This window comes from Kitasatospora sp. NPDC004531 (assembly GCF_053602195.1).
Window position 1 is genome coordinate 18,860 of the sequence record NZ_JBSGDD010000070.1, and the last position, 21,860, is coordinate 40,719.

The following is a 21,860-nucleotide window of genomic DNA, read 5'->3' on the forward strand; positions in this document are numbered from 1 at the left end:
GAGAAGCATGCGCGCCCAGTTCGTTCTGTCGGAGATCGGTGTCGGTCTCCGCCGCAACCTGACCATGACGATCGCCGTCGTGGTCAGTGTCGCGCTGTCGCTCGCCCTCGCCGGTGCCTCGTTGCTGGTTCGCGACCAGGTCAACTCCATGAAGGACTACTGGTACGACAAGGTCGAGGTCAGCATCTACTTCTGCGCGAAGTCGGATCACAACGCGCCCCAGTGCCCGACCGGAGCGGCCACCGACGACCAGATCCAGCAGGTGAAGGCCGAGCTGGACAAGACGCCGCTGGTGCAGAGCGCCACCTTCGAGTCCTCCCAGGAGGCGTTCCAGCACTTCAAGGAGTCCAACCCGGACAACCCGCTGCTGGCGGCGGTCGGGGCGGACGCGCTGCCGCAGTCCTGGCGGATCAAGCTGACCGACCCGACCAAGTACGACGTGATCCAGAGCCAGTTCGCGGGCAAGCCCGGCGTCAAGTCGGTCGAGGACCAGCGCAAGATCCTGGAGAACCTGTTCGGCCTGCTGCGCGGCCTGCAGACCGCCGCCTTCGTGATCATGGCGCTGATGCTCTGCGTCGCGCTGCTGCTGATCGTCAACACCGTCCGGGTGTCGGCGTTCAGCCGCCGCCGGGAGACCGGCATCATGCGGCTGGTCGGCGCGTCCAACTTCTACGTGCAGATGCCGTTCATCGCGGAGGCCGCGTTCTCCGCGCTGCTCGGTGCGACGCTGGCCTCGGGCCTGCTGCTGGGCGGGCACTTCTTCATCCAGGGGTGGCTGGCGAAGAAGGTGCTGTTCATCCACTTCATCGGCCTGTCCTCGGTGTTGGCGGTCATCCCGCTGCTGGTGGTGGTCGGCATGGCGATGGCCGGCATCGCGGCGTTCTTCACGCTCCGCAAGTACCTGAAGGTCTGACGGACCGTCGGCACGGCCCGCCGGTGGCCCTACACTCGCTGCCATGCCGACCGCTCCGCGAGTACGCCAGGGGATGACCCTCGGCCTGGTGTTCGGCGCCGTGCTGTTCGCCGGAGCCGCTTCCGGGGCCTGGGGCGAACCGATCGGTTCGCCCCGGGCCCCGTTGTCGTCCGACGGGGTCCGCGGCACCGACCTGTCCGGCGCCGACCTGAGCCCGCAGGAGGCCCGGGGGCTGGTCGGGGCCAGCGGCGACCGGTGGGCCGCCTACCTGAGCCCGCAGCAGTACCGGGACTTCACCGGCGGCCGCTACCCGGGCGTCGGACTGTCCGTGCAGCGCGCCGCCGACGGCCCGACCGAGGTGGCCGAGGTGCTGCCCGGCTCGCCCGCCGCCCTGGCCGGCGTCGTCCCCGGCGACCGGCTGGTCAGCGTGGACGGCGTCCCGGCCGACCGGCTGCCGGTCACCGAGGTGGTGTCCCGGCTGCGCGGCGGCCCGGCCGGCAGCGCGGTCGCGCTCGGCGTGCGGGGCGGCGACGGGCCGGTGCGCGAACTGCGCCTCACCCGGGCCGAGCTGGCCGCCCGGGAGGTGGAGACCGACCGTCCCAGCCCCGGGGTGGCGCGGATCACCGTGCACGCCTTCACCGAGGGCGTGGCCGGCCAGGTGCGGGCCGCCGCGGCCGGCGCCCGCGGCGTGGTGCTGGACCTGCGCGGCAACTCCGGCGGACTGGTCGAGGAGGCCGTCGGGGTCGCCTCCGCGTTCCTCGACGGCGGCCCGGTGGCCAGCTACCAGGAGCACGGCGAACGCCGCGAACTGACCGCCGCCCCGGGCGGCGACACCTCCGTCCCGCTGGTGGTGCTGGTCGACGGCGGCACCATGAGCGCCGCCGAACTCCTGGCCGGCGCCCTTCAGGACCGCTCCCGGGCCGTCCTGGTCGGCGAGCGCACCTTCGGCAAGGGCACCGTCCAGCAGCCCAGCAGGCTCGCCGACGGCTCCGTCCTCGAACTCACCGTCGGCCGCTACCAGACCCCGGCCGGCCGTTCCCCCGACGGCACCGGCGTCCAGCCCGACGTTCCCGCCCCCGGGGGCGACGACGGCGGCGCCGACGCCCTCGCGCTGCGGGTGCTGGACGGGATCGGCCCCGCCGGGGCGCCCGCCGCGCCGTAAAGGGGCTGCCGAGGCCGCCCCCGAGGTGCGAGAATGGCCGGGCTATGGCAAAGGAAACGGGCAAGAAGCTGGTCGCGCAGAACAAGAAGGCGCGGCACGAGTACACCATCCTCGACACCTACGAGTGCGGCATGGTGCTCACCGGAACCGAGGTCAAGTCGCTCCGCGAGGGCCGGGCCAACCTGGTCGACGGCTACGCGTACATCCAGGGCGGCGAGGCCTGGATCGACAACGTGTTCATCCCCGAGTACACCCAGGGCACCTGGACGAACCACTCGGCCCGCCGCAAGCGCAAGCTCCTGCTGCACAAGATGGAGATCCGCAAGCTGGAGTCCAAGGCCAAGGAGACCGGCCACACCCTGGTCCCGCTGTCCCTGTACTTCAAGGACGGCCGCGCCAAGCTGGAGATCGCCCTCGCGGTCGGCAAGAAGCTCTACGACAAGCGGCAGACCCTGCGCGAGCGCCAGGACCGCCGCGAGTCCGACCGCGCCGTGGCCGCCGCCCGCCGCCGGCAGGGCTGAGCCCCCGGCTGACTGCGCGTCAGCGGTGGGCACCTCCCGGTTGTACGCGGACAGTTGGCGCTTGCGTACGATCTGCGGGTGGAGATCTCACTGCTGAGCGGTTGGCTGCCCTGGACGCTGCGAATCCTGGCGCTGGTGGCGGTCGCGGGGGCACTGTTCCGGGTCAGTCCGTTCTGGCTGCGCCGCAGACTTCCCTGGGTGGCCGGCGGCGCCGTCGGGCTGACCGCGCTGATCGCGCTGGCGGTCGCGCTGTTCGGGGGCATCGACGACCCGCTGCCGTTCGGCCTGTGGTTCTGGCTGTGCTGCGCCCTGCTGGGGCTCGGCGGCCTGGCGGCCGGCATCCGCAACTCGGACTGGTGGAACCTGGTCTCGGTGCCGATCGCGGCCGGGCTGTCGCTGCTGTGCGCCGCCAACTCGCTGAACATCTCCACCGGTTACTACCCGAGCGTGGACGCCGCGATCGGCGACCTGTCGGGCGCCCCGGTGCCGCAGCAGATCAACCTCGAAGAGGCCCTCACCACCGTCGGCAAGGCCGCGTCCGGCCGGGTCGTCGCGGTCGAGATCCCCGCCGAGCCGAGCGGCTTCAAGCACCGCCGCGAACTGGTCTACCTGCCGCCGGCCTGGTTCCGCACCAAGGTGCGGCCCAAGCTCCCGGTGGTCGAGATGATCGCCGGCCAGTTCTCCGCCCCCGACAACTGGATACGGGCCGGCGACGCGATCAAGACCGCCGACGCGTACGCCGCCGAGCACAACGGCTACGCCCCGATCCTGGTGATGGTCGACGCCACCGGAAACTTCAAGTCCGACACCGAGTGCGTCAACGGCAAGGCCGGCCGGGCCGAGGACCACCTGGTCAAGGACGTCCCGCCGTACATCGAGAAGACCTTCGGCACCGCGAGCGGCCCGGACTCCTGGGCGGTGGTCGGCTGGTCGATGGGCGGCACCTGCGCCGTCGACCTGGCGGTCCTCCACCCCGACGTGTTCGGCCACTTCGTGGACATCTCCGGCGACCTCGGCCCGAACACCGGCACCAAGCAGGAGACCATCGACGACCTGTACGGCGGCGACGAGGCCGCCTGGGAGGCGCACGACCCGCTGACCGTGCTGGCCAAGGCCAAGAAGGGCACCTACCAGAACTCCAGCGGCTACTTCCTCAACGGCGACCAGGAGCCCAAGCACATCAGCGCCGCCAAGGAGCTCGACAAGGCCGCCAAGGCCGCCGGGATGACCACCAAGGAGGAGGTCCACCCGGGCAAGCACGACTTCCAGTTCGGCACCTTCGCCTTCAAGCTGGCGCTGCCCTGGCTGGCCCAGGAGACCGGCCTGCCGGGCGCCGGCGGCTGACGTCCGTTAATGCGCTGGACCCTTGACGGGCCGCCCGAGTACTATGGCAGCGCACCACCCGGAGGGCCTGTGCCCGCCGGTGCTGTTTGTCAAATCAACATGGGGATGATCGGTTTCGACAGTGGCTGTCGAAACAGGAGAAGCGAGCCGAGGAACGCGGCAATGATCTCGTTAACCATCTGTCGCAAAAAAATAATCGCCAACTCTAAGCGCGATTCCCAGCAGTTCGCTCTCGCTGCCTGATCAGCGAAAGTGAATGGGTGTCAGCCCGGGGCGTTCCCGACCCGGATCCTGGCATAATCTAGGGAACTCAACCTTCCACCCCGGCCGCGGGGGTGGCGGGGAAATCAAACAGTGGCTGGGCCTGTTGGCGGCTTGTCCGCGTGACCGCCAGGGCCGAGAAAATCACAGCGGACTGCGCTCGGAGAAGTCCTGAATCCTCTCCACTGGACCCGGGTTCGATTCCCGGCATCTCCACCACCCCATGTGCATCGCAGAGCCGTCCTCCGTCCGGAGGGCGGCTCTCGTGCGTTCGGGGGCCGTCCGGTGCGGGGGGTGCTCGTCGGCGGAACAGTTCATCCCGTAAGATCGTCCGTCCGCCTTTTTCTCCGCACCTCTGGGGGCTCCTTGGGCGCGCACGGCTCTGCCGAGCACCACACCGACACTGTCCGCGACCGCGAGATCGCGGGGGAGCAGCAGCATCTCGACACCGTCTACCAACGGCTGGAGGAGAAGCTCGCCGAGGCGGAGTACATCCTGGAGGACGCCGCGAAGCGCGTGCAGGTGGGCACACCCGGCGCGCTCGCCGAGCGTGACGCCCAGGTGTACCGCGCGGGCGCGCACCTGCAGCGGCTGAACAACGAGTTCGAGGACTTCCTGTTCGGGCGCATCGACCTCCAGCAGGCCGACGCCCCCGAAGAGCACGGGATTCCCTCCCAGACACCGATGGACCCGGCCGACCCGGCGGTCGCCGAGAGCCTGCACATCGGCCGGCTCGGCGTGCTCGACGCCGAGTTCGGCCCGCTGGTGATCGACTGGCGGGCCCCGGCGGCCGCCCCGTTCTACCGGGCCACGCCGCTGGAGCCGGGCCGGGTGATCCGCCGCCGGGTGATCCGCTCCAAGGGCCGCAAGGTCATCGGCGTCGAGGACGACCTGCTGCGCCCCGACCTGACCCCGACCCTGGACGGCGAGGAACTCGCCGTGGTCGGCGACGGCGCGCTGATGGCCACCCTGGGCCGGGCCCGCGGCCACACGATGCGCGACATCGTCTCCTCCATCCAGAAGGAGCAGGACGAGGTGATCCGGGCCGCCGCGGCTGGCGCCACCCTGGTCACCGGCGGCCCGGGCACCGGCAAGACCGCCGTCGCCCTGCACCGCGCCGCGTTCCTGCTCTACCAGGACCGCCGCCGCTACGCCGGCGGCATCCTGGTGGTCAGCCCGACCCCGCTGCTGGTCTCCTACACCGAGGGCGTGCTGCCCTCGCTCGGCGAGGAGGGCCAGGTGGCGATCCGCGCCGTCGGCTCCTTGGTCGACGGCATCGAGGCCACCCGCTACGACAGCCCCGAGGTGGCCCGGATCAAGGGCTCCTCGCGGATGGTGCAGCTGCTGCGCCGCGCCGCCCGCGCCGCCCTGGAGCTGGGCGCGCCGACCGAGCTCAAGGTGTTCGCCCGCGGCCAGGCGCTGCGGCTGGACGCCGGCCGGCTGAAGACCGTCCGCGGCAACGTGGTCGGCGGCGGCGGCACCCCGCTCAACCTGCTGCGCCCGCGCGCCCGCCGGCTGCTGCTGGACGCGCTCTGGTCGGAGGCCGTCCGCGACCTGCCGAAGCCCACGAGCCACGCCGAGCGCGAGCAGCGCCAGGAGGAGCGCGAGTCCTTCGACGAGTACGTCTCCGACGAGGCCGCGTTCCTGGACTTCCTGGACGCCTGGTGGCCCGCCGTCACCCCGCGCCGGGTGCTGGCCACGCTGCGCCAGCACCGGCACACCAACCGGATCGCCCGCCGCGCCGTCACCCCGGACGAGGCCCGCCTGCTGGCCGCGTCCTGGCGGCACCTGGACGACCGGGGCGCCGGCGAGCTGTCCGCGCACGACGTGGCGCTGGTCGACGAGCTGCAGCTGCTGCTCGGCGAGCCGGCCCGCCCGAAGGTCCGCGAGGTCGACGCGGTCGACCTGCTGACCGGGCTGGAGGAGGTCACCACGTACGGCGAGCGCGCCTGGGGCCGCCGCGAGCGGGAACGGGTGCCCGAGGAGCGCCGCGAGTACGCGCACGTGATCGTCGACGAGGCGCAGGACCTCACACCGATGCAGTGGCGGATGATCGGCCGCCGCTCCCGGATGGCGACCTGGACCATCGTCGGCGACCCGGCGCAGTCCTCCTGGCCGTTCCCGCAGGAGGCGCAGGCGGCGATGGACGAGGTGCTGGCGGGCAAGCCGCGCCGCCGGCACACGCTGACCGTGAACTACCGCAACCCGGCGGAGATCGCCGAGGTGGCGGCGAAGGTGCTGGCGCTGGCCGCGCCGGGCACCCCGTCGCCGAGCGCGGTCCGGGCGACCGGCGTGCGGCCGCGGTTCGCGGCGGTCCGGGAGACCGACGCGGAGTCCTTCGGCCGGGCCGCCAGGGCCGAGCTGGAGCGGCTGCTGGGCGAGGTGGACGGCACCGTCGCGGTCGTCGTCCCGATGGACCGCCGGGCGGAGGCCGCGTCCTGGGCCGAGGGCCTGGGCGAGCGGGTGGTGGCGCTGGGCAGCCTGGAGGCGAAGGGCCTGGAGTACGACGCCACCGTGGTCGCCGACCCGACCGGCATCGCGGGCGAGTCGGAGGCGGGCCTGCGGGTGCTGTACGTGGCGCTGACCCGCGCCACCCAGCGCCTGACGGTGCTGTCCGGCCCGGACGACCTGCCGGACGCCGCCGGCGTCCCCGCCCTGCTGAAGTAGCGCGAAAGGCCCCCCACCCGCAGGTGGGGGGCCTTTCCCGAAGTAGTACACCGACCCGCCATGCTCGCCTCGCGGCAAGTGGTCCCTCGAAGGGACGAAGGTTGGGCCCGGGGGCTTGGATCGAGCCGGTGCCGTTCCAATGTAACGCATCCGGGCCCACGGGCAAGGAGGCCGCCGACCGGGGGCGGGCGGGTTTGTCGGATCCGCACACTCAATGAACGTTATTTCTGGCAAGCCCTCGGTAGGTGCGACGATCGAGACCTAGCATGCTGCGCGATTTGCCGGGCCGGTCACGGCCCGCTGATTCTAGGAAGAAGGACGTCGATGGCGACGGTGCCCAGTGTCTCGAACTCGATCACGGTCCGGTTGGAGGTGCCGGCCACCGGCAACGCGGTGAGCTCCATCACCACCGCCGTGGAGTCCTCCGGCGGCTCGGTCACCGGCCTCGACGTCACCGCCTCCGGCCTGGAGGCGCTGCGCATCGACGTCACCGTGGCGGCGTCCTCGGTGGTGCACGGCGAGGAGATCGTGGAGAAGCTCCGGGCGATCGACGGCGTCACCATCGGCAAGGTCTCCGACCGCACCTTCCTGATGCACCTCGGCGGCAAGATCGAGATGTCCTCGAAGCTGCCGATCCGCAACCGCGACGACCTCAGCATGATCTACACCCCGGGCGTGGCCCGGGTCTGCATGGCGATCGCGGAGAACCCCGAGGACGCCCGCCGGCTGACCATCAAGCGCAACTCGGTCGCGGTGGTCACCGACGGCTCGGCGGTGCTGGGCCTGGGCAACATCGGCCCGAAGGCCGCGCTGCCGGTGATGGAGGGCAAGGCGGCGCTGTTCAAGCGCTTCGCGGGCATCGACGCGTGGCCGCTGTGCCTGGACACCCAGGACGCCGACGAGATCGTGGCGATCGTCAAGGCCATCGCCCCGGGCTTCGCCGGCATCAACCTGGAGGACATCTCCGCGCCGCGCTGCTTCGAGATCGAGGCCCGGCTGCGCGAGGCGCTGGACATCCCGGTGTTCCACGACGACCAGCACGGCACCGCGATCGTGGTGCTGGCCGCGCTGACCAACGCGCTCAAGGTGGTCGGCAAGGAGATCGGCGAGATCCGCGTGGTGATGAGCGGCGCGGGCGCCGCCGGCACCGCGATCCTCAAGCTGCTGATGGCCGCCGGCGTCGCGCACGCCACCGTGGCGGACGTCCAGGGCGTGGTCCACCTGGGCCGCGAGGACCTGAACGAGAACCTGCGCTGGATCGCCGAGAACACCAACCGCTCCGGCCGCACCGGCACCCTCAAGGAGGCGGTGACCGACGCCGACGTGTTCATCGGCGTCTCCGCCCCGAACGTGCTGGACGGCGACGACCTGGCCACCATGGCCGAGGACGCCATCGTCTTCGCGCTGGCCAACCCCGACCCGGAGGTCGACCCGGCGGTGGCCCGGCAGACCGCCGCGGTGGTCGCCACCGGCCGCAGCGACTTCCCCAACCAGATCAACAACGTGCTGGTCTTCCCCGGCGTCTTCCGCGGCCTGCTGGACGCCCAGTCCAGCAGCGTCGACACCGAGATGATGCTGGCCGCCGCCCGGGCGCTGGCCACCACCGTGGCCGACGACGAGCTGAACCCGAACTACATCATCCCCAGCGTCTTCCACCCGGGCGTCGCCAAGACCGTCGCCGCGGCCGTCCGGGACGCCGCAGCGGCGGCCCGCGGGGACGCGGAGACGGCCCCCGTGAGGCCCACCTCGGGCATCGTCGGGACGCTCGACACCGCCGCGTTCCCGGCCGTTCAGCTCTGAGCCGGTGAGCGCCCGGCGCGTTCGCCGCGGGCGGATTGCGGCGAACGTGCCGGATCCCTTGCGACACAAGGGAAAGGGGCGTGTTTGGGCTTGTCGGTGCCAGGGCGTACGGTAGCCCTGCGACGGGGCGGCGTGTCCGACAAGTACGGAACGTCCCCGGTTGTGCCACGGCGTGTCGTCCCGGCCGCCGCCCACCCCGGCCACCCCGGAGCCGACGGAGCGTCACACCTCTGTCCGGTGGGCGCTGTTCGGGTCAACCACGCCGGTGCCCGATTGGCTTTCTCAGTGCCGGTCGGGGCAGGATTCGTACCCAGGCGGGCAGTTTGCGGCGCTTCGCGGTGCGAGCCCGGCCCCTGACCACCCCTCGCCTGAACGAGCACCGTTCGCGGACCGGCCATGCCTCCGCGCACGGCAGAGCAACAGACCACAGGAGTACACATGAACCGCAGTGAGCTGGTGGCCGCGCTGGCCGAGCGCGCCGAGGTGACCCGCAAGGACGCCGACGCCGTGCTGGCCGGCTTCGCCGAGATCGTCGGCGAGGTCGTCGCCAAGGGCGACGAGAAGGTCACCATCCCCGGTTTCCTGACCTTCGAGCGGACCCTGCGCGCCGCCCGCACTGCCCGCAACCCGCAGACCGGCGAGCCGATCCAGATCGCCGAGGGCTACAGCGTCAAGGTGAGCGCCGGCTCGAAGCTGAAGGAAGCCGCGAAGGGCAAGTGACCCTCCGCTGAACGCGCCGGTGGCCGGCCTCCCCTCGGGGAGGCCGGCCACCGGCGTTGTACGGCCCGCGTCAGGCGGTCAGCTCGACCCCGGCCGGGTCGACCTCCGACGGCAGCTCGATGTGCGCGCCCAGGTCGCGCAGCTTGTCCATGAAGTTCTCGTAGCCGCGGTTGATCAGGTCGATGCCGTGCACCGTGGAGGTGCCCTCGGCGGCCAGCGCCGCGATCAGGTACGAGAAGCCGCCGCGCAGGTCGGGGATGACCAGCTCGCCGCCCATCAGCTTGGACGGGCCGGAGACCACCGCGGAGTGGTTGAAGTTGCGCGCCCCGAACCGGCACGGGGTGCCGCCCAGGCACTCGCGGTACAGCTGGATGTGCGCGCCCATCTGGTTCAGCGCGCCGGTGAAGCCCAGGCGCGACTCGTACACCGTCTCGTGCACGATCGACAGGCCAGTGGCCTGGGTCAGCGCCACCACCAGCGGCTGCTGCCAGTCGGTCTGGAAGCCCGGGTGGACGTCGGTCTCCAGGGCGATCGCCTTGAGCTCGCCGCCCGGGTGCCAGAAGCGGATGCCCGCGTCGTCGATCTCGTAGGCGCCGCCGACCTTCCGGAAGGTGTTCAGGAAGGTCATCATCGGGATCTGCTCGGCGCCCCGGACGTAGATGTCGCCCTTGGTGGCCAGCGCCGCGCAGGCCCAGGACGCGGCCTCCAGGCGGTCCGGCAGCGCCCGGTGGGTGTAGCCGTCCAGCTCGTCCACGCCGGTGATCAGGATGGTGCGGTCGGTGCCCAGCGAGATGATCGCGCCCATCTTCTGCAGCACGCAGATCAGGTCGACGATCTCCGGCTCGATCGCGGCGTTGCGCAGCTCGGTGACGCCCTCCGCGAGCACCGCCGTCAGCAGCACCTGCTCGGTGGCACCGACCGACGGGTACGGCAGCTCGATCTTGGTGCCGCGCAGCCGCTGGGTGGCGACCAAGTAGGTGCCCTGCGGGTGCTTCTCGATGGTGGCGCCGAACTGGCGCAGCACCTCGAAGTGGAAGTCGACGGGCCGGCCGCCGATGTCGCAGCCGCCCAGGCCCGGGATGAAGGCGTGGCCGAGGCGGTGCAGCAGCGGGCCGCAGAACAGGATCGGGATGCGCGAGGAGCCCGCGTGCGCGTCGATGTCCGCCACGTTGGCGCTCTCGACGTGCGACGGGTCGAGGATCAGCTCGCCCTCCTCGTCGCCGGTGCGGACAGTGACCCCGTGCAGCTGCAGCAGGCCGCGGACGACCTTGACGTCCCGGATGTCCGGAACGCTGCGCAGTCTGCTGGGGCCCTGGCCGAGCAGTGCGGCGACCATGGCCTTGGGGACCAGGTTCTTGGCGCCGCGGATCTGGATCTCGCCCTCAAGCGGGTTTCCGCCGTGGACCAGCAGGACGTCGTCGGTCATCGTTCTCGCAATCCGGGTGCGCAGGGGAGGTTTCTGGCTGCGGAGCTGAGGGAACGGCCCTTCGCCACCTCATAGATGGTAGAGGGTGGGCGATTGGTTCCTGTGTGCCCCATTGGTGATCATGCTGTAAGGGGTGCCGCACGGCACCGCCATTGGGCCGGACGGGTGGCTCCGCAGCCGGCCCGCCGGGTGTCCGGCAGGGCCCGTCGGGAGGCATCATGGCAGGCATGGAAGCGGCCCCCTCGCTCACCGGCCGACTGCTCGTGGCGACGCCCGTGCTGACGGACCCGAACTTCGCCAGGTCGGTGGTCCTGCTGCTCGACCACGACGCCGAGGGCGCGCTCGGCGTGGTCCTCAACCGGCCCACCGTGGTGGACGTCGCCGCCGTGCTGGACGGCTGGGCCGCGCTGGCCGGCGATCCCGCCGTGGTGTTCCAGGGCGGGCCGGTGGCGCTCGACTCGGCGCTGGCGATCGCCGTGGTGCCCGGCGAGGAGACCCACCCCGCGCCGCTCGGCTGGCGGCGGGTGCACGGCGCGATCGGCCTGGTCGACCTGGAGGCCCCGCCGGAGGTGCTGGCCGGGGTGCTCGGCGGCATGCGGGTGTTCGCCGGCTACTCGGGCTGGTCGCCCGGCCAGCTGGAGCAGGAGATCGCCGAGGGCGCCTGGTACCCCGTCGAGTGCGAGGCCGGCGACGTCTCCTGCGGGCAGCCGGACCGGATGTGGCGTTCGGTGCTGCGCCGCCAGCGCGGCCCGCTGGCGATGCTCGCCACCTACCCGGACGACCCGACGCTGAACTGACCGGCGGGCTGCTCCCGGATGGTGGCCGCCTTCCGGGCGGCCCCCATAGACTTGGCACCCATGAGCACTCTTGAGCCCGAGCGCGGCCTCGGCACCGGCACCCTGGTCGAGCCCGTCCCGCAGACTTCGCACGGGGACGGCGACCACGAGCGCTTCGCCCACTACGTCCAGAAGGACAAGATCATGGAGAGCGCGCTCTCCGGGTCCCCCGTGGTGGCGCTGTGCGGCAAGGTCTGGGTGCCCGGCCGCGACCCGAAGAAGTACCCGGTCTGCCCGATGTGCAAGGAGATCTTCGACGGGCTGAACAACCCGGGCGGGGACGACAAGAAGGACTGACCCGCGACCGCGGGAACCGCCCCCGAGTGGTCTATGCCAATCGGGGTGAACCGGGGCAGGATGAGGCGCATGGACCTCATCCCTGCCCCGTCGCACGTCCACACGCCCGCCGACACCGCCCCGTTCGAGCTGCACGCCGGCACCCGGATCGCCGCCGCGCCCGGCACCGGGGGCGTGGCCCGCCGGCTGCGCGCCGAGCTGTCCGCCGCCACCGGCTTCGACCTGGACCCGGCCCCCGCCGGGCAGGACGGCGGCCTGGTGCTCGCGCTGGACGACGCCCTCGCCGCCGAGGAGTACCGGCTGAGCGCCGGCCCCGACGCGGTGCGGCTCACCGGCGGCAGCGCCGCGGGCCTGTCGCACGCCGCGCAGACCCTGCGCCAGCTGCTCGGCCCCGCCGCGTACCGCACCGCGCCGCTGCCCGGCGCGCGCTGGACGGTGCCCGCGGTCGAGATCCACGACGCGCCCCGGTTCGGCTGGCGCGGCGCGCTGCTCGACGTCTCCCGGCACTTCATGCCGAAGGCCGGCGTGCTGCGCTTCATCGACCAGCTGGCCGCGCACAAGCTGAACGTCTTCCACTTCCACCTGACCGACGACCAGGGCTGGCGGATCGAGGTCAAGCGCTACCCGAAGCTCACCGAGACCGCCTCCTGGCGGGAGCGGTCGATGGTCGGCTACCGGGCCGGCGGGCGGCGCGACGACCAGCCGCACGGCGGCTACTACACCCAGGACGACCTGCGCGAGATCGTCGCCTACGCCGCCGCCCGGCACATCACCGTCGTCCCCGAGGTCGACCTGCCCGGCCACAACCAGGCCGCCATCGCCGCCTACCCCGAGCTCGGCAACACCGACGTGGTCGACACCGCCGCGCTCGGCACCTGGACCGACTGGGGCGTCAGCGAGAACATCCTGAACGCCTCCGAGGCCACCCTGCGGTTCTACGAGAACGTGCTGGAGGAGGTGCTGGAGATCTTCCCCTCCACCTTCGTCCACCTCGGCGGCGACGAGTGCCCCAAGGACCAGTGGAAGGCCAGCCCCGCCGCGCAGGCCCGGATCGCCGAGCTCGGCCTCGCCGACGAGTTCCAGCTGCAGAGCCACGTCATCCGGCACTTCGACCGCTGGCTGGCCGAGCGCGGCCGCCGGCTGATCGGCTGGGACGAGATCCTGGAGGGCGGGCTCGCCCCCGGCGCCGCCGTCTCCTCCTGGCGCGGCTACGAGGGCGGCATCGCCGCCGCGCAGGCCGGGCACGACGTGGTGATGTGCCCCGAGCAGCACGTCTACCTCGACCACCGGCAGGCCGACGGCGAGGACGAGCCGATCCCGGTCGGCTGGGTGCGCTCGCTGGAGGACGTCTACCGCTTCGAGCCGGTGCCGCCGCAGCTCGACGAGGCCGCCGCCCGGCACGTCATCGGCACCCAGGCCAACATCTGGACCGAGTTCATGCTCGACGGCCGGGACGTCGACTACAAGGCCTTCCCGCGGCTGGCCGCGTTCGCCGAGGTCGCCTGGTCCGACCTGCCGCGCGACCCCGCCGCCCGCGACTGGGCCGGCTTCGAGGCCCGGATGGCCGGCCACTACCCGCGCCTGGACGCCCTCGGCGTCGAGTACCGCCGCCCCGAGGGCCCGCGCCCCTGGCAGCGCAAGCCCGGCATCGTCGGCCGGCCGCTGGAGGGCCGCCCCGGCGCCGGACCGGCCGTCGGCTAGGACGTACCGGAACTCCGGGCGCGGCCGCCACGTCAAGATCAGGTGGACAACCGATCGGCTGGACACCGGACCGGTCGCGTTCGTGAGCGTTCGCGCCCGGAGTTGTCCCGAGTTGTTCGGTCCTGTCCACGACCCCGGAAATGATCAGCGGTCTTTGTGTGCCAGAGTTGCCCAACCCGCACCGATCGCCCGTACCCTACGGGCGGCAGGCCGCACTGCAAATGGAGCACGGTGGGAACCTGGTGAACCGGACGATCATGATGCCGTCCTCGGTCGACGAGGCGGTCGAAGCGCTGGCCGCCACCCCAGGGGCGGTGCCGGTGGCGGGTGCCACCGACCTGATGGAGGCCGTCAACGGCGGGCGGCTGCGGCCCGCCGCCCTGATCGGACTCGGCCGGATCACCGAACTGCGCGGCTGGCGCTACGAGGACGGCGGCACCGCCGTCCTCGGCGCCGGCCTCACCCACGCCCGCATGGACCGCCCCGACTTCGCCGCGCTCATCCCGGCCCTCGCCGACGCCGCCCGCACCGCCGGCCCCCCGCAGGTGCGCAACGTCGGCACCCTCGGCGGCAACATCGCCACCGGAGCCCCCGGCGGCGACACCCTCCCGGTGCTCGCCGCCCTCGAAGCCACCGCCACCCTGGCCCGGCCCGGCGGCGTCCGCGACGTCCCGATCAGCCACCTGCTCACCGGACTCGACCCGCTGCGCCCCGGCGAACTGCTCACCTGGGTGCGGGTGCCGCTGCTGCACGCCCCGCAGGTGTTCCTCAAGTCCACCGGCCGCAGCGGACCGTCCCGCGCCGCCGCCTCCGTCGCGCTGGTCCTCGACCCCGCCCGCCGCGGCGTGCGCTGCGCCGTCGGCGCCGTCGCCCCCGTCCCGCTGCGGCCGCTGGAGGCCGAGAGCTGGGTGGCCGGCTGCATCGACTGGGACTCCCGCGGCGCCGACGGAGCCGTCCTGATCGACCCCGCCGCGCTCGCCGCGTTCGGCGAGTACGTGGCCGGCGCGTGCGTCCCCGAGGGCGTCGCCGCCGGCGAGGGGGCGGGCCCCGCGGGCGCCCGTCTGCGGCGTACCGTAGCCGTGCTGGCCCGCCGGGCGTTGGGAAGGGCGCTGAAGTGACCGACGAACTGCTGAACCACCCCGGGGCGCTCACCGGCGACGTGCGCCCCACCGCCTCGTACACGCTGCGCGTCAACGGCGTCGAACGGCCCGTCAGCGACGCCTGGATCGGCGAGAGCCTGCTGTACGTGCTGCGCGAACGCCTCGGCCTGGCCGGCGCCAAGGACGGCTGCGAGCAGGGCGAGTGCGGGGCCTGCTCGGTGCAGGTCGACGGACAGCTCGTCAACGGCTGCCTGGTGCCCGCCGCGCTCGCCGCCGACAGCGAGATCAACACCGTCGAGGGGCTGTCCGGCAACGGCGGCGCCAGCGACGTCCAGCAGGCGCTCGCCGACTCCGGCGCCGTCCAGTGCGGCTACTGCACGCCCGGCCTCGCCATGGCCGTCCACGACCTGCTGCAGCGCAACCACCGGCCCAGCGAGATCGAGGCCCGCCAGGCACTCTGCGGCAACCTGTGCCGCTGCACCGGCTACCGGGGCGCGCTGGCCGCCGTGCAGGCCGTCGCGGAGGCCCGCGAGGACGCGCTCGAAGCGGAACTCGACGCCGCCGAGCAGGCCGCGGCCACCGGCCCCGCCCCGGTTTCCGCCGAGTCGGCCCCGGCGGCGCAGCAGAGCACCGAGCAGTCCTTCGCCGACCTCGCGCTGGCGGGCGAGCTGCCGCTCTACGCCGACTCCGAACTCTGGCACGAGGCCGACCAGTTGATCCCCCAGCAGGCGCAGCCCGTCGACCCGGCCCCGCCCGCGGCCCCGCCCGTCGAACCGGCCTGGTCCGGCACCCCCGCGCACGGCACCGCCGCCCCCGTCGGCTGGGAGCCCACCCCCGCCCACGGCACCGCCGCCGACGCCGCGCTCTACGGCACCCCCGCGCACGGCACCCCGTACCTGCCCACCCCGCCGCACGGCACCGCGCACCAGGACCCGGGCGTCTACGAAGGCACCCCGCCGCAGGACACCGGCGGCTACGACGGCACCGTCTACGCCACCGACGGCTACGGACACCAGTACCCCGGCTACCAGGCCGCACCCGGCTACGACCCCGGCGTCGGCTACGACGCGGGCGCCGGCTACGACGGCACCCCCGCCCACGGCATCAGGCTCCCCGAGGACGAGAACGCATGACCTCCGCCACCGAGCTCCCGGCGGCCGCCCCCGCGGACGACGAGACCGGCTCCACCGGCCTCGGCAGCTCCCCGCTGCGCACCGACGCCCTCCCCAAGGCCCTCGGCATCTACCCGTACGCCGCCGACCTGTGGGCCGAAGGGCTGCTCTGGGGCGCCGTGCTGCGCTCCCCGCACCCGCACGCCCGGATCGTCTCGGTCGACACCTCCGCCGCGCTCGCCGTCCCCGGCGTGCACGCCGTGGTCACCGCCGCCGACCTGCCCGCCGGCCCCGACGGCGCCGCCGACGGCGCACCCGGCGGACCCGTCGTCGCCGACCGGCCGGTGCTCGCCTCCGGCGTGGTCCGCCACCACGGCGAACCCGTCGCCGCCGTCGCCGCCGACCACCCCGACACCGCCCGGCTCGCCGCCGCCGCGATCCTCGTCGAGTACGAGCTCCTGGAGCCCGTCACCGACCCCGAAGCCGCCTTCCACGCCCCGCCGCTGCACCCCGACGGCAACCTGCTGCGCCACCTGCCGCTGCGCACCGGCGACCCCGACGCCGTCGGCGAGGTCGTCGTCGAAGGCCTCTACCAGGTCGGCCGCCAGGACCCCGCCCCGATCGGCGCCGAAGCCGGCCTCGCCGTGCCCCGCCCCGACGGCGGCGTCGAACTGCACCTGTCCTCCACCGACCCGCACGGCGACCGCGACCGCACCGCCGCCTGCCTCGGCCTCGACCCCGACCGGGTCCGGCTGGTCGTCACCGGCGTGCCCGGTGCCACCGCCGACCGCGAGGACCTCTCGTTCCAGGTCACCCTCGCGCTGCTCGCGCTGCGCACCGGCCGCCCGGTCAAGATGACCCTCACCCGCGCCGAGTCCTTCCAGGCGCACACCACCCGGCACCCCGCGCTGCTGCGCTACCGCCACCACGCCGACGCCGACGGCACGTTGGTCAAGGTCGAGGCGCAGATCCTGCTCGACGGCGGCGCCTACGCCGACGTCTCGTCGGAGGCGCTGGCCGCCGCCGTCGCGTTCTCCGTCGGCCCCTACACCTGCCCCAACGTCTTCGTGGACGCCTGGGCGGTGCGCACCAACAACCCGCCGGCCGGCCGGATGCGCGGCGAAGGCGCCCTGCAGAGCTGCTTCGCGTACGAGTCGCAGCTCGACCAGCTCGCCAAGCAGCTCGGCCTCGACCCGCTGGAGATCCGCCGCCGCAACGCGATGTCCACCGGCGACCCGCTGCCCACCGGCCAGGCCGTCACCTGCCCCGCGCCGGTCGCCGCGCTGCTCGACGCGCTCACCGAGTCGCCGCTGCCCGCGCTCCCGCTCGACGACCCCGAGGCCGACTGGTTGCTGCCCGGCGGCCCCGGCGGCGCGGGCGACCCCGCGGCGGTGCGGCGCGGCATCGGCTACGCGGTCGGCATGGTGCACATGCTCGGGGCGGAGGGCGAGGACGAGGTCGCCACCGCGACCGTCCGGGTCTCCGGCGACCACGCCACCGTCATCTGCGCCGCCGTCGACTCCGGCCAGGGCTTCGCCACCCTCGCCCGGCAGGTCGTCCAGTCCGTGCTCGGCGTCAGCGAGGTCTACATCGCGCCGGTCGACTCCGACCAGACCGCGGCCGGCCCCGCCGCCCGCGGCCGGCACACCTGGGTCTCCGGCGGCGCGGTCGAACGGGCCGCGCAGATGGTCCGGCACCAGATGCTGCAGCCGATCGCCGCGGACTTCGGGATGTCCGTCGAGCTCCTCACCATCAGCGACGGGAAGATCACCTCGTACGACGGTGTGCTCGGCATGCCGGTCAGCCAGGCGCTCGAAGGCCGCGAACTCTGGGCCACCGCCCAGTGCCGCCCCCACCCCACCGAACCCCTCGACCCCGAGACCGGGCAGGGCGACGCCTTCGTCTCCATCGCCTTCTGCGCGATGCGGGCCGTCGTCGACGTCGACATCGAACTCGGCGCCGTCCGGGTCGTCGACATGACGGTCGCCCAGGACGTCGGCCGCGCCCTCAACCCCCGGCAGATCGAGAACCGCATCGAAGGCGCCGTCGCGCAGGGCGTCGGACTCGCCCTCCTCGAGAACCTCCGCACCGAACACGGCATCCCGCTCAACGCCTCCCTCACCGGCTACCGCCTCCCCACCGCCCTCGACACCCCCGACATCCGCATCGCCGCCCTCCTCGAAGAACGCGACGTCGTCGCCCCCTTCGGTGCCAAAGCCGTCAGCGCCGCCCCCGCCGTCGTCGCCCCCGCCGCCGTCGCCGCCGCCGTCCGCGCCGCCACCGGCCTCCCCGTCGGCCGCCTCCCCATCCTCCCGGAGGACGCCACCCTCGCCTGACGACCGTTCAGCCCGCGGCCGGCGAACCTCGTCCGCCGGCTCGACGGCGTTTGGCAGCCGGGTCATGACGGGACGAAATGTAATGGGCTCGTCACCCGAGGTCTGCGCAGCGGGCAGGGCGGGCGATACGATCGGACGGTCCTGCGTTCCGGGGGCGTTGCGAGAACGAACGGGCTGTCACTCGACTGACGGGGTACTGATGAGGCTGACCAGACTCACGCGCGTGCTCGGCGCGACCACGCTGACCGCCGGCTTCCTGCTCGCGGGCCTGCCGACGGCGTCCGCGGACCAGGTGCGTGACGGGCAATGGGCGAACCAGTACTTCAACCTCGACAAGGTGTGGTCGATCACCAAGGGCGAGGGCGTCACCGTCGCGGTCATCGACAGCGGAGTGGACGTCAACCACCCGGATCTCGCCGGCAGTGCGCTGCCCGGTTACGACCCGAGCGGTGGTGGCCACGAAGTGGGAACCACCAACCCGCACGGCACCGGAGTGGCGAGCCTGATCGCCGGCCACGGCCACGGCAACGGCGAGGGCGTGGTGGGCCTGGCCCCAGGGGTCAAGCTTCTGCCCATCTACAAGCTCGACTCCGCGGGCGGCAGCGGGATCGCGGACGGCATCAAGTGGGCGGTGGACCACAACGCGAAGGTGATCAACATCTCGCAGGGCACCGACCAGCTCAATCCGCGTCAGCGCGAAGCGGTCGCCTACGCCAATCAGCACGATGTTCTCGTCGTGGCCGCCACGGGCAACTCCGGAAGTGCGGTGGGGTACCCCGCCGGGATTCCCGGTGTTCTCGCCGTCGGTGCGGTGTCGCAGGATCTGAAGATCTGGTCGCGATCCAACTTCGGCCCGCAGGTGCTCCTTTCCGCACCGGGTGTGCGCATCGTCTCTGCGGGTGACTGCGGCGCCAGCCAGTACTGCATGGACGACGGAACCTCGTACGCGGCTCCGTACGTCGCGGCCACCGCGGCTCTGGTGCGCGCGAAGTTCCCCAAGCTGACGGCCGGGCAGGTCGCGGAGCGGCTGGTCAAGTCGGCATCACGGCCCGCCGGGGTGAGCAAGCTCCCCGACGAGCACTACGGCTATGGCATCGTCCGCCCCTACGAGGCGCTGACCATGGACATCCCGGCCGGGAGTGCTCAGGGGCCGCTGGCGACCTCGGAGGACGACGGGGGCTCGAGCCCTGCCGCAAGCGCCGGGGCGACCGCCGGCGCGGGGAACACGGCCGATCCGGGATCCGGTCCGGGCGAGCCGGCGGCCACGCCGGAATTGAAGCAGTCGTCCACCTCGACCATGCCGCTGATCCTCGGCGGGGTCGGCGGGGTCGTGGTGCTGCTCGTCGTGATCATCGCGATCGTGGTGGCGAACAACCGGCGGCGCAACCGCTCGCAGGGTGTGCCTGGTCAGCCCGGCGGCCCGGCTCCGTACGGGGCCCAGCAGGGGTGGCCGCCGGCCCAGCAACAGCCGTACGGCCAGCAGCAGGGAGCTCCGCAGTACGGTCAGCAGCCGCCGCCCGGTTATCCGCCCCAGCCGCCGGCGCCCTATCAGAACCCCTACCAGGGGCAGTAATTCAGTCGCGTTGAGGGCGTGTCGAGGCACCCCCTGAACGCGATACGATCGAACGCTCTGAGTGAACGGTCAGCCCACCCACCAGAGCGCTACCACGGGGAAGTTTCGACACTCCAGGGGGAGAGGGCCTCGTGTCCGACGGATTCCGCGTAAACCCGGATGAGCTGGAGGCAGTTGTCAAGCGACTGCGGGCCCTCCAGCAGAACATCAGCACGTGCGGCACCAACACGAAGTACAAGACCGACATCTCCCGGGATGCCTTCGGTGGCGACTTCGTCGAGGCGCAGGCGCTCTACGAGGCGCACGGCAAGATGCAGGCGTTCCTGACCAAGACGATCTCGGACCTTGACGCGCTGATCAACGAGTACGGCGACAAGACCCAGACCGCTCATGCCGCGTACACCGGTGGTGAGCTCGACAAGCAGGCGCAGATGAACCAGCTGAGCCCGAGGACGGTTTGACATGGCGTCACACAAGACTCCGTTCGACCAATACGACCTCATCCCGCTCAAGAACATGGTCGGGAACTCCAGCCCGCAGCAGATCCGTGACGTCGGCGAGCACTGGAAGAGCGTCCACCAGGAGCTGAACGAGGTCGCCACCCAGTTGCAGCAGGCGGTGCAGCACGCCACTACGCACTGGGAAGGCGCCGCAGCCCAGGGGTTCGCGCAGAAGGGCGGTCAGATCCAGCAGAGCCTGACCAACACCGCCGCACACGCGCAGAACACCTCGATCGCCATGGACTATGCGGCCAGCGCGCTGCAGCAGACCAAGTCGACGATGGGCGGGATCAAGGTTCCCGGTTTCTGGGACCGGGTGGGCAAGACCCTCAGCGACGGCTTTGCCTCGTCCGACGAGGGTCTCAAGCGGGACCTTGCCTCGGGGATGAACCGCATCGACGCGGTGAACAAGAACGCCCACGAGCTGTCGGCGACCGAGGTTGCCCACCAGTACGCGATCGGCGTCATGGAGCACCTCGGTCCGCAGTACACCGAGGCGGCGAGCTACCTGGACAACCCTCCGGAAGGGGACTGGGGCGGCGGCTCCGGCGAGGCCTACCCGCCTCCGCCGACCGTGGCGCCCCCGGCCGGGCACACCCCGCCCAACATCCCGATGCCGCAGTACCCCGAGGGGCACCCCAAGGACCTGCCGCCGCCCGGGTATGTGCCGCCGAAGGATCCGGGGCAGCAGGTGCCTTCGCCGTGGTCGCCCGGGCAGGTGGAGCCGCGGCCGCCGGGGACGCCTCCGACGCAGACGTTGCCGGGGTGGAAGCCTCCGACGCCGCCGTCGACCGGGCTGGACGGGTGGACGCCGCCTGAGACGCCCGGGTTGCCGGGCGGTGGCGGTGGCGGGCTGCCCGGTGGGGTGGGAACCCTGCCGGCGCCCGGGACGGGCGGCGGTGGTGGCGGTGTCGGCGGTGGCGGCCTCGGCGGCGGCTACGTGCCCGGCATGGGCGGCGGCATCGGGTCCGGCGGCGGCGGTGTCGGCGGCGGTCGCGGTGGCGGCATCGGATCCGGCGGCGGCCGTACCGGCGGTCTCGGGACCGGTGGCGGCGGCAAGGTCGGCGGGGCCGGCGGCGCGGGTGCCGGTGGTGCCGGCGGTGCGGGCAAGGCCGGTGGTGTCGGCGGTGCCGGGGCTGTGGGCGCCGGTGGCGCGGGCGCCGCGGGCGGCCGCGGTGCGGCCGGTGGCATGGCCGGCGGTATGGGCGGCGGTATGGGTGGCGCCGGCGGTGGCGCGAAGGGCGGTGCCAAGGGTGGCAGCGGCCTGGTGCGCAAGGCCGGTGGCACGATCGGCGGCGCCAAGGCCGGCGGCGCCGGTGGCCGGGCGTTCACCGAGGGCGGTTCCGGCATCGGCAAGGGCCGGGCGGCCGGCCAGGGCGGTGCGGCCGGGATGCACGGCGCGCCGGGCTCCGGCGGCGCCAACCGGAAGAAGAAGGCCGAGGGTCACCGTCCCGACTACCTGACCGAGGACGAGGAGACCTGGCGCGGTGGCACGGCGAACCCGCCGGTCATCGAGTAGGCAGGGAAGCCTCCAGGCAGCTGCGCCTCGGGCAGCGCGGCCAGGTCGACGCCGGCGAACTGGACGGCGCCG

Annotated in this window: 16 protein-coding genes, 1 other RNA gene and 1 pseudogene; 17 read left to right on the forward strand and 1 reads right to left on the reverse strand. The window is 72.8% G+C overall.

Going from position 1 to position 21,860, the window contains the following annotated elements; genetic code table 11:
- The first annotated feature begins 7 nt into the window (after positions 1 to 7).
- From ftsX to ACWEMJ_RS24750, 8 genes are all read left to right on the forward strand, one after another.
- Complete coding sequence (ftsX, locus tag ACWEMJ_RS24715; protein WP_452139300.1) at positions 8 to 913, forward strand: permease-like cell division protein FtsX; 906 nt, start codon at positions 8 to 10, stop codon at positions 911 to 913.
- Between the two features lie 43 nt (positions 914 to 956).
- Complete coding sequence (locus tag ACWEMJ_RS24720; protein WP_452139301.1) at positions 957 to 2,075, forward strand: S41 family peptidase; 1,119 nt, start codon at positions 957 to 959, stop codon at positions 2,073 to 2,075.
- A 44-nt stretch (positions 2,076 to 2,119) separates the two neighbouring features.
- Positions 2,120 to 2,596: an SsrA-binding protein SmpB gene (smpB, locus tag ACWEMJ_RS24725; RefSeq protein WP_387647568.1), complete on the forward strand. Its 477-nt coding sequence runs from the start codon at positions 2,120 to 2,122 to the stop codon at positions 2,594 to 2,596.
- A 78-nt stretch (positions 2,597 to 2,674) separates the two neighbouring features.
- The gene (locus tag ACWEMJ_RS24730) at positions 2,675 to 3,940 is read left to right on the forward strand and encodes an alpha/beta hydrolase (RefSeq protein WP_452139302.1); all 1,266 of its coding nucleotides are present in this window, start codon (positions 2,675 to 2,677) and stop codon (positions 3,938 to 3,940) included.
- A gap of 101 nt (positions 3,941 to 4,041) precedes the next feature.
- Positions 4,042 to 4,420: a transfer-messenger RNA gene (gene ssrA / locus ACWEMJ_RS24735) on the forward strand.
- Between the two features lie 147 nt (positions 4,421 to 4,567).
- Positions 4,568 to 6,868, forward strand: a complete 2,301-nt coding sequence (locus ACWEMJ_RS24740; RefSeq protein WP_452139303.1) for a HelD family protein — start codon at positions 4,568 to 4,570, stop codon at positions 6,866 to 6,868.
- Positions 6,869 to 7,192: 324 nt separating this feature from the next.
- Positions 7,193 to 8,668 (forward strand): malic enzyme-like NAD(P)-binding protein, encoded by a 1,476-nt coding sequence (locus ACWEMJ_RS24745; RefSeq protein WP_452139304.1) that lies wholly within the window; start codon positions 7,193 to 7,195, stop codon positions 8,666 to 8,668.
- Positions 8,669 to 9,106: 438 nt separating this feature from the next.
- Positions 9,107 to 9,388, forward strand: coding sequence for an HU family DNA-binding protein (locus ACWEMJ_RS24750; RefSeq protein WP_452139305.1), 282 nt, complete (start codon positions 9,107 to 9,109; stop codon positions 9,386 to 9,388).
- 70 nt (positions 9,389 to 9,458) lie between these two features.
- Here the strand turns inward: ACWEMJ_RS24750 and murA are convergent, their stop codons facing one another.
- Positions 9,459 to 10,814: a UDP-N-acetylglucosamine 1-carboxyvinyltransferase gene (gene murA, locus ACWEMJ_RS24755; RefSeq protein ID WP_452139306.1), complete on the reverse strand. Its 1,356-nt coding sequence runs from the start codon at positions 10,812 to 10,814 to the stop codon at positions 9,459 to 9,461.
- A 218-nt stretch (positions 10,815 to 11,032) separates the two neighbouring features.
- On the opposite strand from murA, the gene ACWEMJ_RS24760 reads away from it, so the two are divergent.
- The 9 genes and pseudogenes from ACWEMJ_RS24760 (at position 11,033) to ACWEMJ_RS24800 (ending at position 21,788) form a co-directional block, all read left to right on the forward strand.
- Positions 11,033 to 11,611 carry a YqgE/AlgH family protein gene (locus ACWEMJ_RS24760; RefSeq protein ID WP_452139307.1) on the forward strand — a complete coding sequence of 193 codons (579 nt, stop codon included), beginning with the start codon at positions 11,033 to 11,035 and terminating at the stop codon, positions 11,609 to 11,611.
- Between the two features lie 60 nt (positions 11,612 to 11,671).
- The gene (locus tag ACWEMJ_RS24765) at positions 11,672 to 11,947 is read left to right on the forward strand and encodes a DUF3039 domain-containing protein (protein ID WP_030459614.1); all 276 of its coding nucleotides are present in this window, start codon (positions 11,672 to 11,674) and stop codon (positions 11,945 to 11,947) included.
- A gap of 69 nt (positions 11,948 to 12,016) precedes the next feature.
- Entirely contained in the window at positions 12,017 to 13,648 is a 1,632-nt protein-coding gene (locus ACWEMJ_RS24770) for a beta-N-acetylhexosaminidase (protein WP_452139308.1), read from the forward strand.
- A 221-nt stretch (positions 13,649 to 13,869) separates the two neighbouring features.
- A complete protein-coding gene (locus ACWEMJ_RS24775; protein WP_452139309.1) occupies positions 13,870 to 14,766 on the forward strand; it encodes an FAD binding domain-containing protein in 897 nt (298 codons plus the stop codon).
- Positions 14,730 to 15,359 (forward strand): annotated as a pseudogene (locus tag ACWEMJ_RS24780) ((2Fe-2S)-binding protein); the annotation flags it as partial. The gene ACWEMJ_RS24775 and the pseudogene ACWEMJ_RS24780, both read left to right, overlap by 37 nt.
- A 518-nt stretch (positions 15,360 to 15,877) precedes the next feature.
- Positions 15,878 to 18,196 (forward strand): xanthine dehydrogenase family protein molybdopterin-binding subunit, encoded by a 2,319-nt coding sequence (locus tag ACWEMJ_RS24785; protein ID WP_452139310.1) that lies wholly within the window; start codon positions 15,878 to 15,880, stop codon positions 18,194 to 18,196.
- A 223-nt stretch (positions 18,197 to 18,419) separates the two neighbouring features.
- Entirely contained in the window at positions 18,420 to 19,769 is a 1,350-nt protein-coding gene (locus ACWEMJ_RS24790; RefSeq protein WP_452139311.1) for a S8 family serine peptidase, read from the forward strand.
- Positions 19,770 to 19,900: 131 nt separating this feature from the next.
- Positions 19,901 to 20,230, forward strand: coding sequence for a hypothetical protein (locus tag ACWEMJ_RS24795; RefSeq protein WP_452139312.1), 330 nt, complete (start codon positions 19,901 to 19,903; stop codon positions 20,228 to 20,230).
- A 1-nt stretch (position 20,231) separates the two neighbouring features.
- Positions 20,232 to 21,788 (forward strand): PPE domain-containing protein, encoded by a 1,557-nt coding sequence (locus ACWEMJ_RS24800; protein WP_452139313.1) that lies wholly within the window; start codon positions 20,232 to 20,234, stop codon positions 21,786 to 21,788.
- Positions 21,789 to 21,860: the final 72 nt, after the last annotated feature.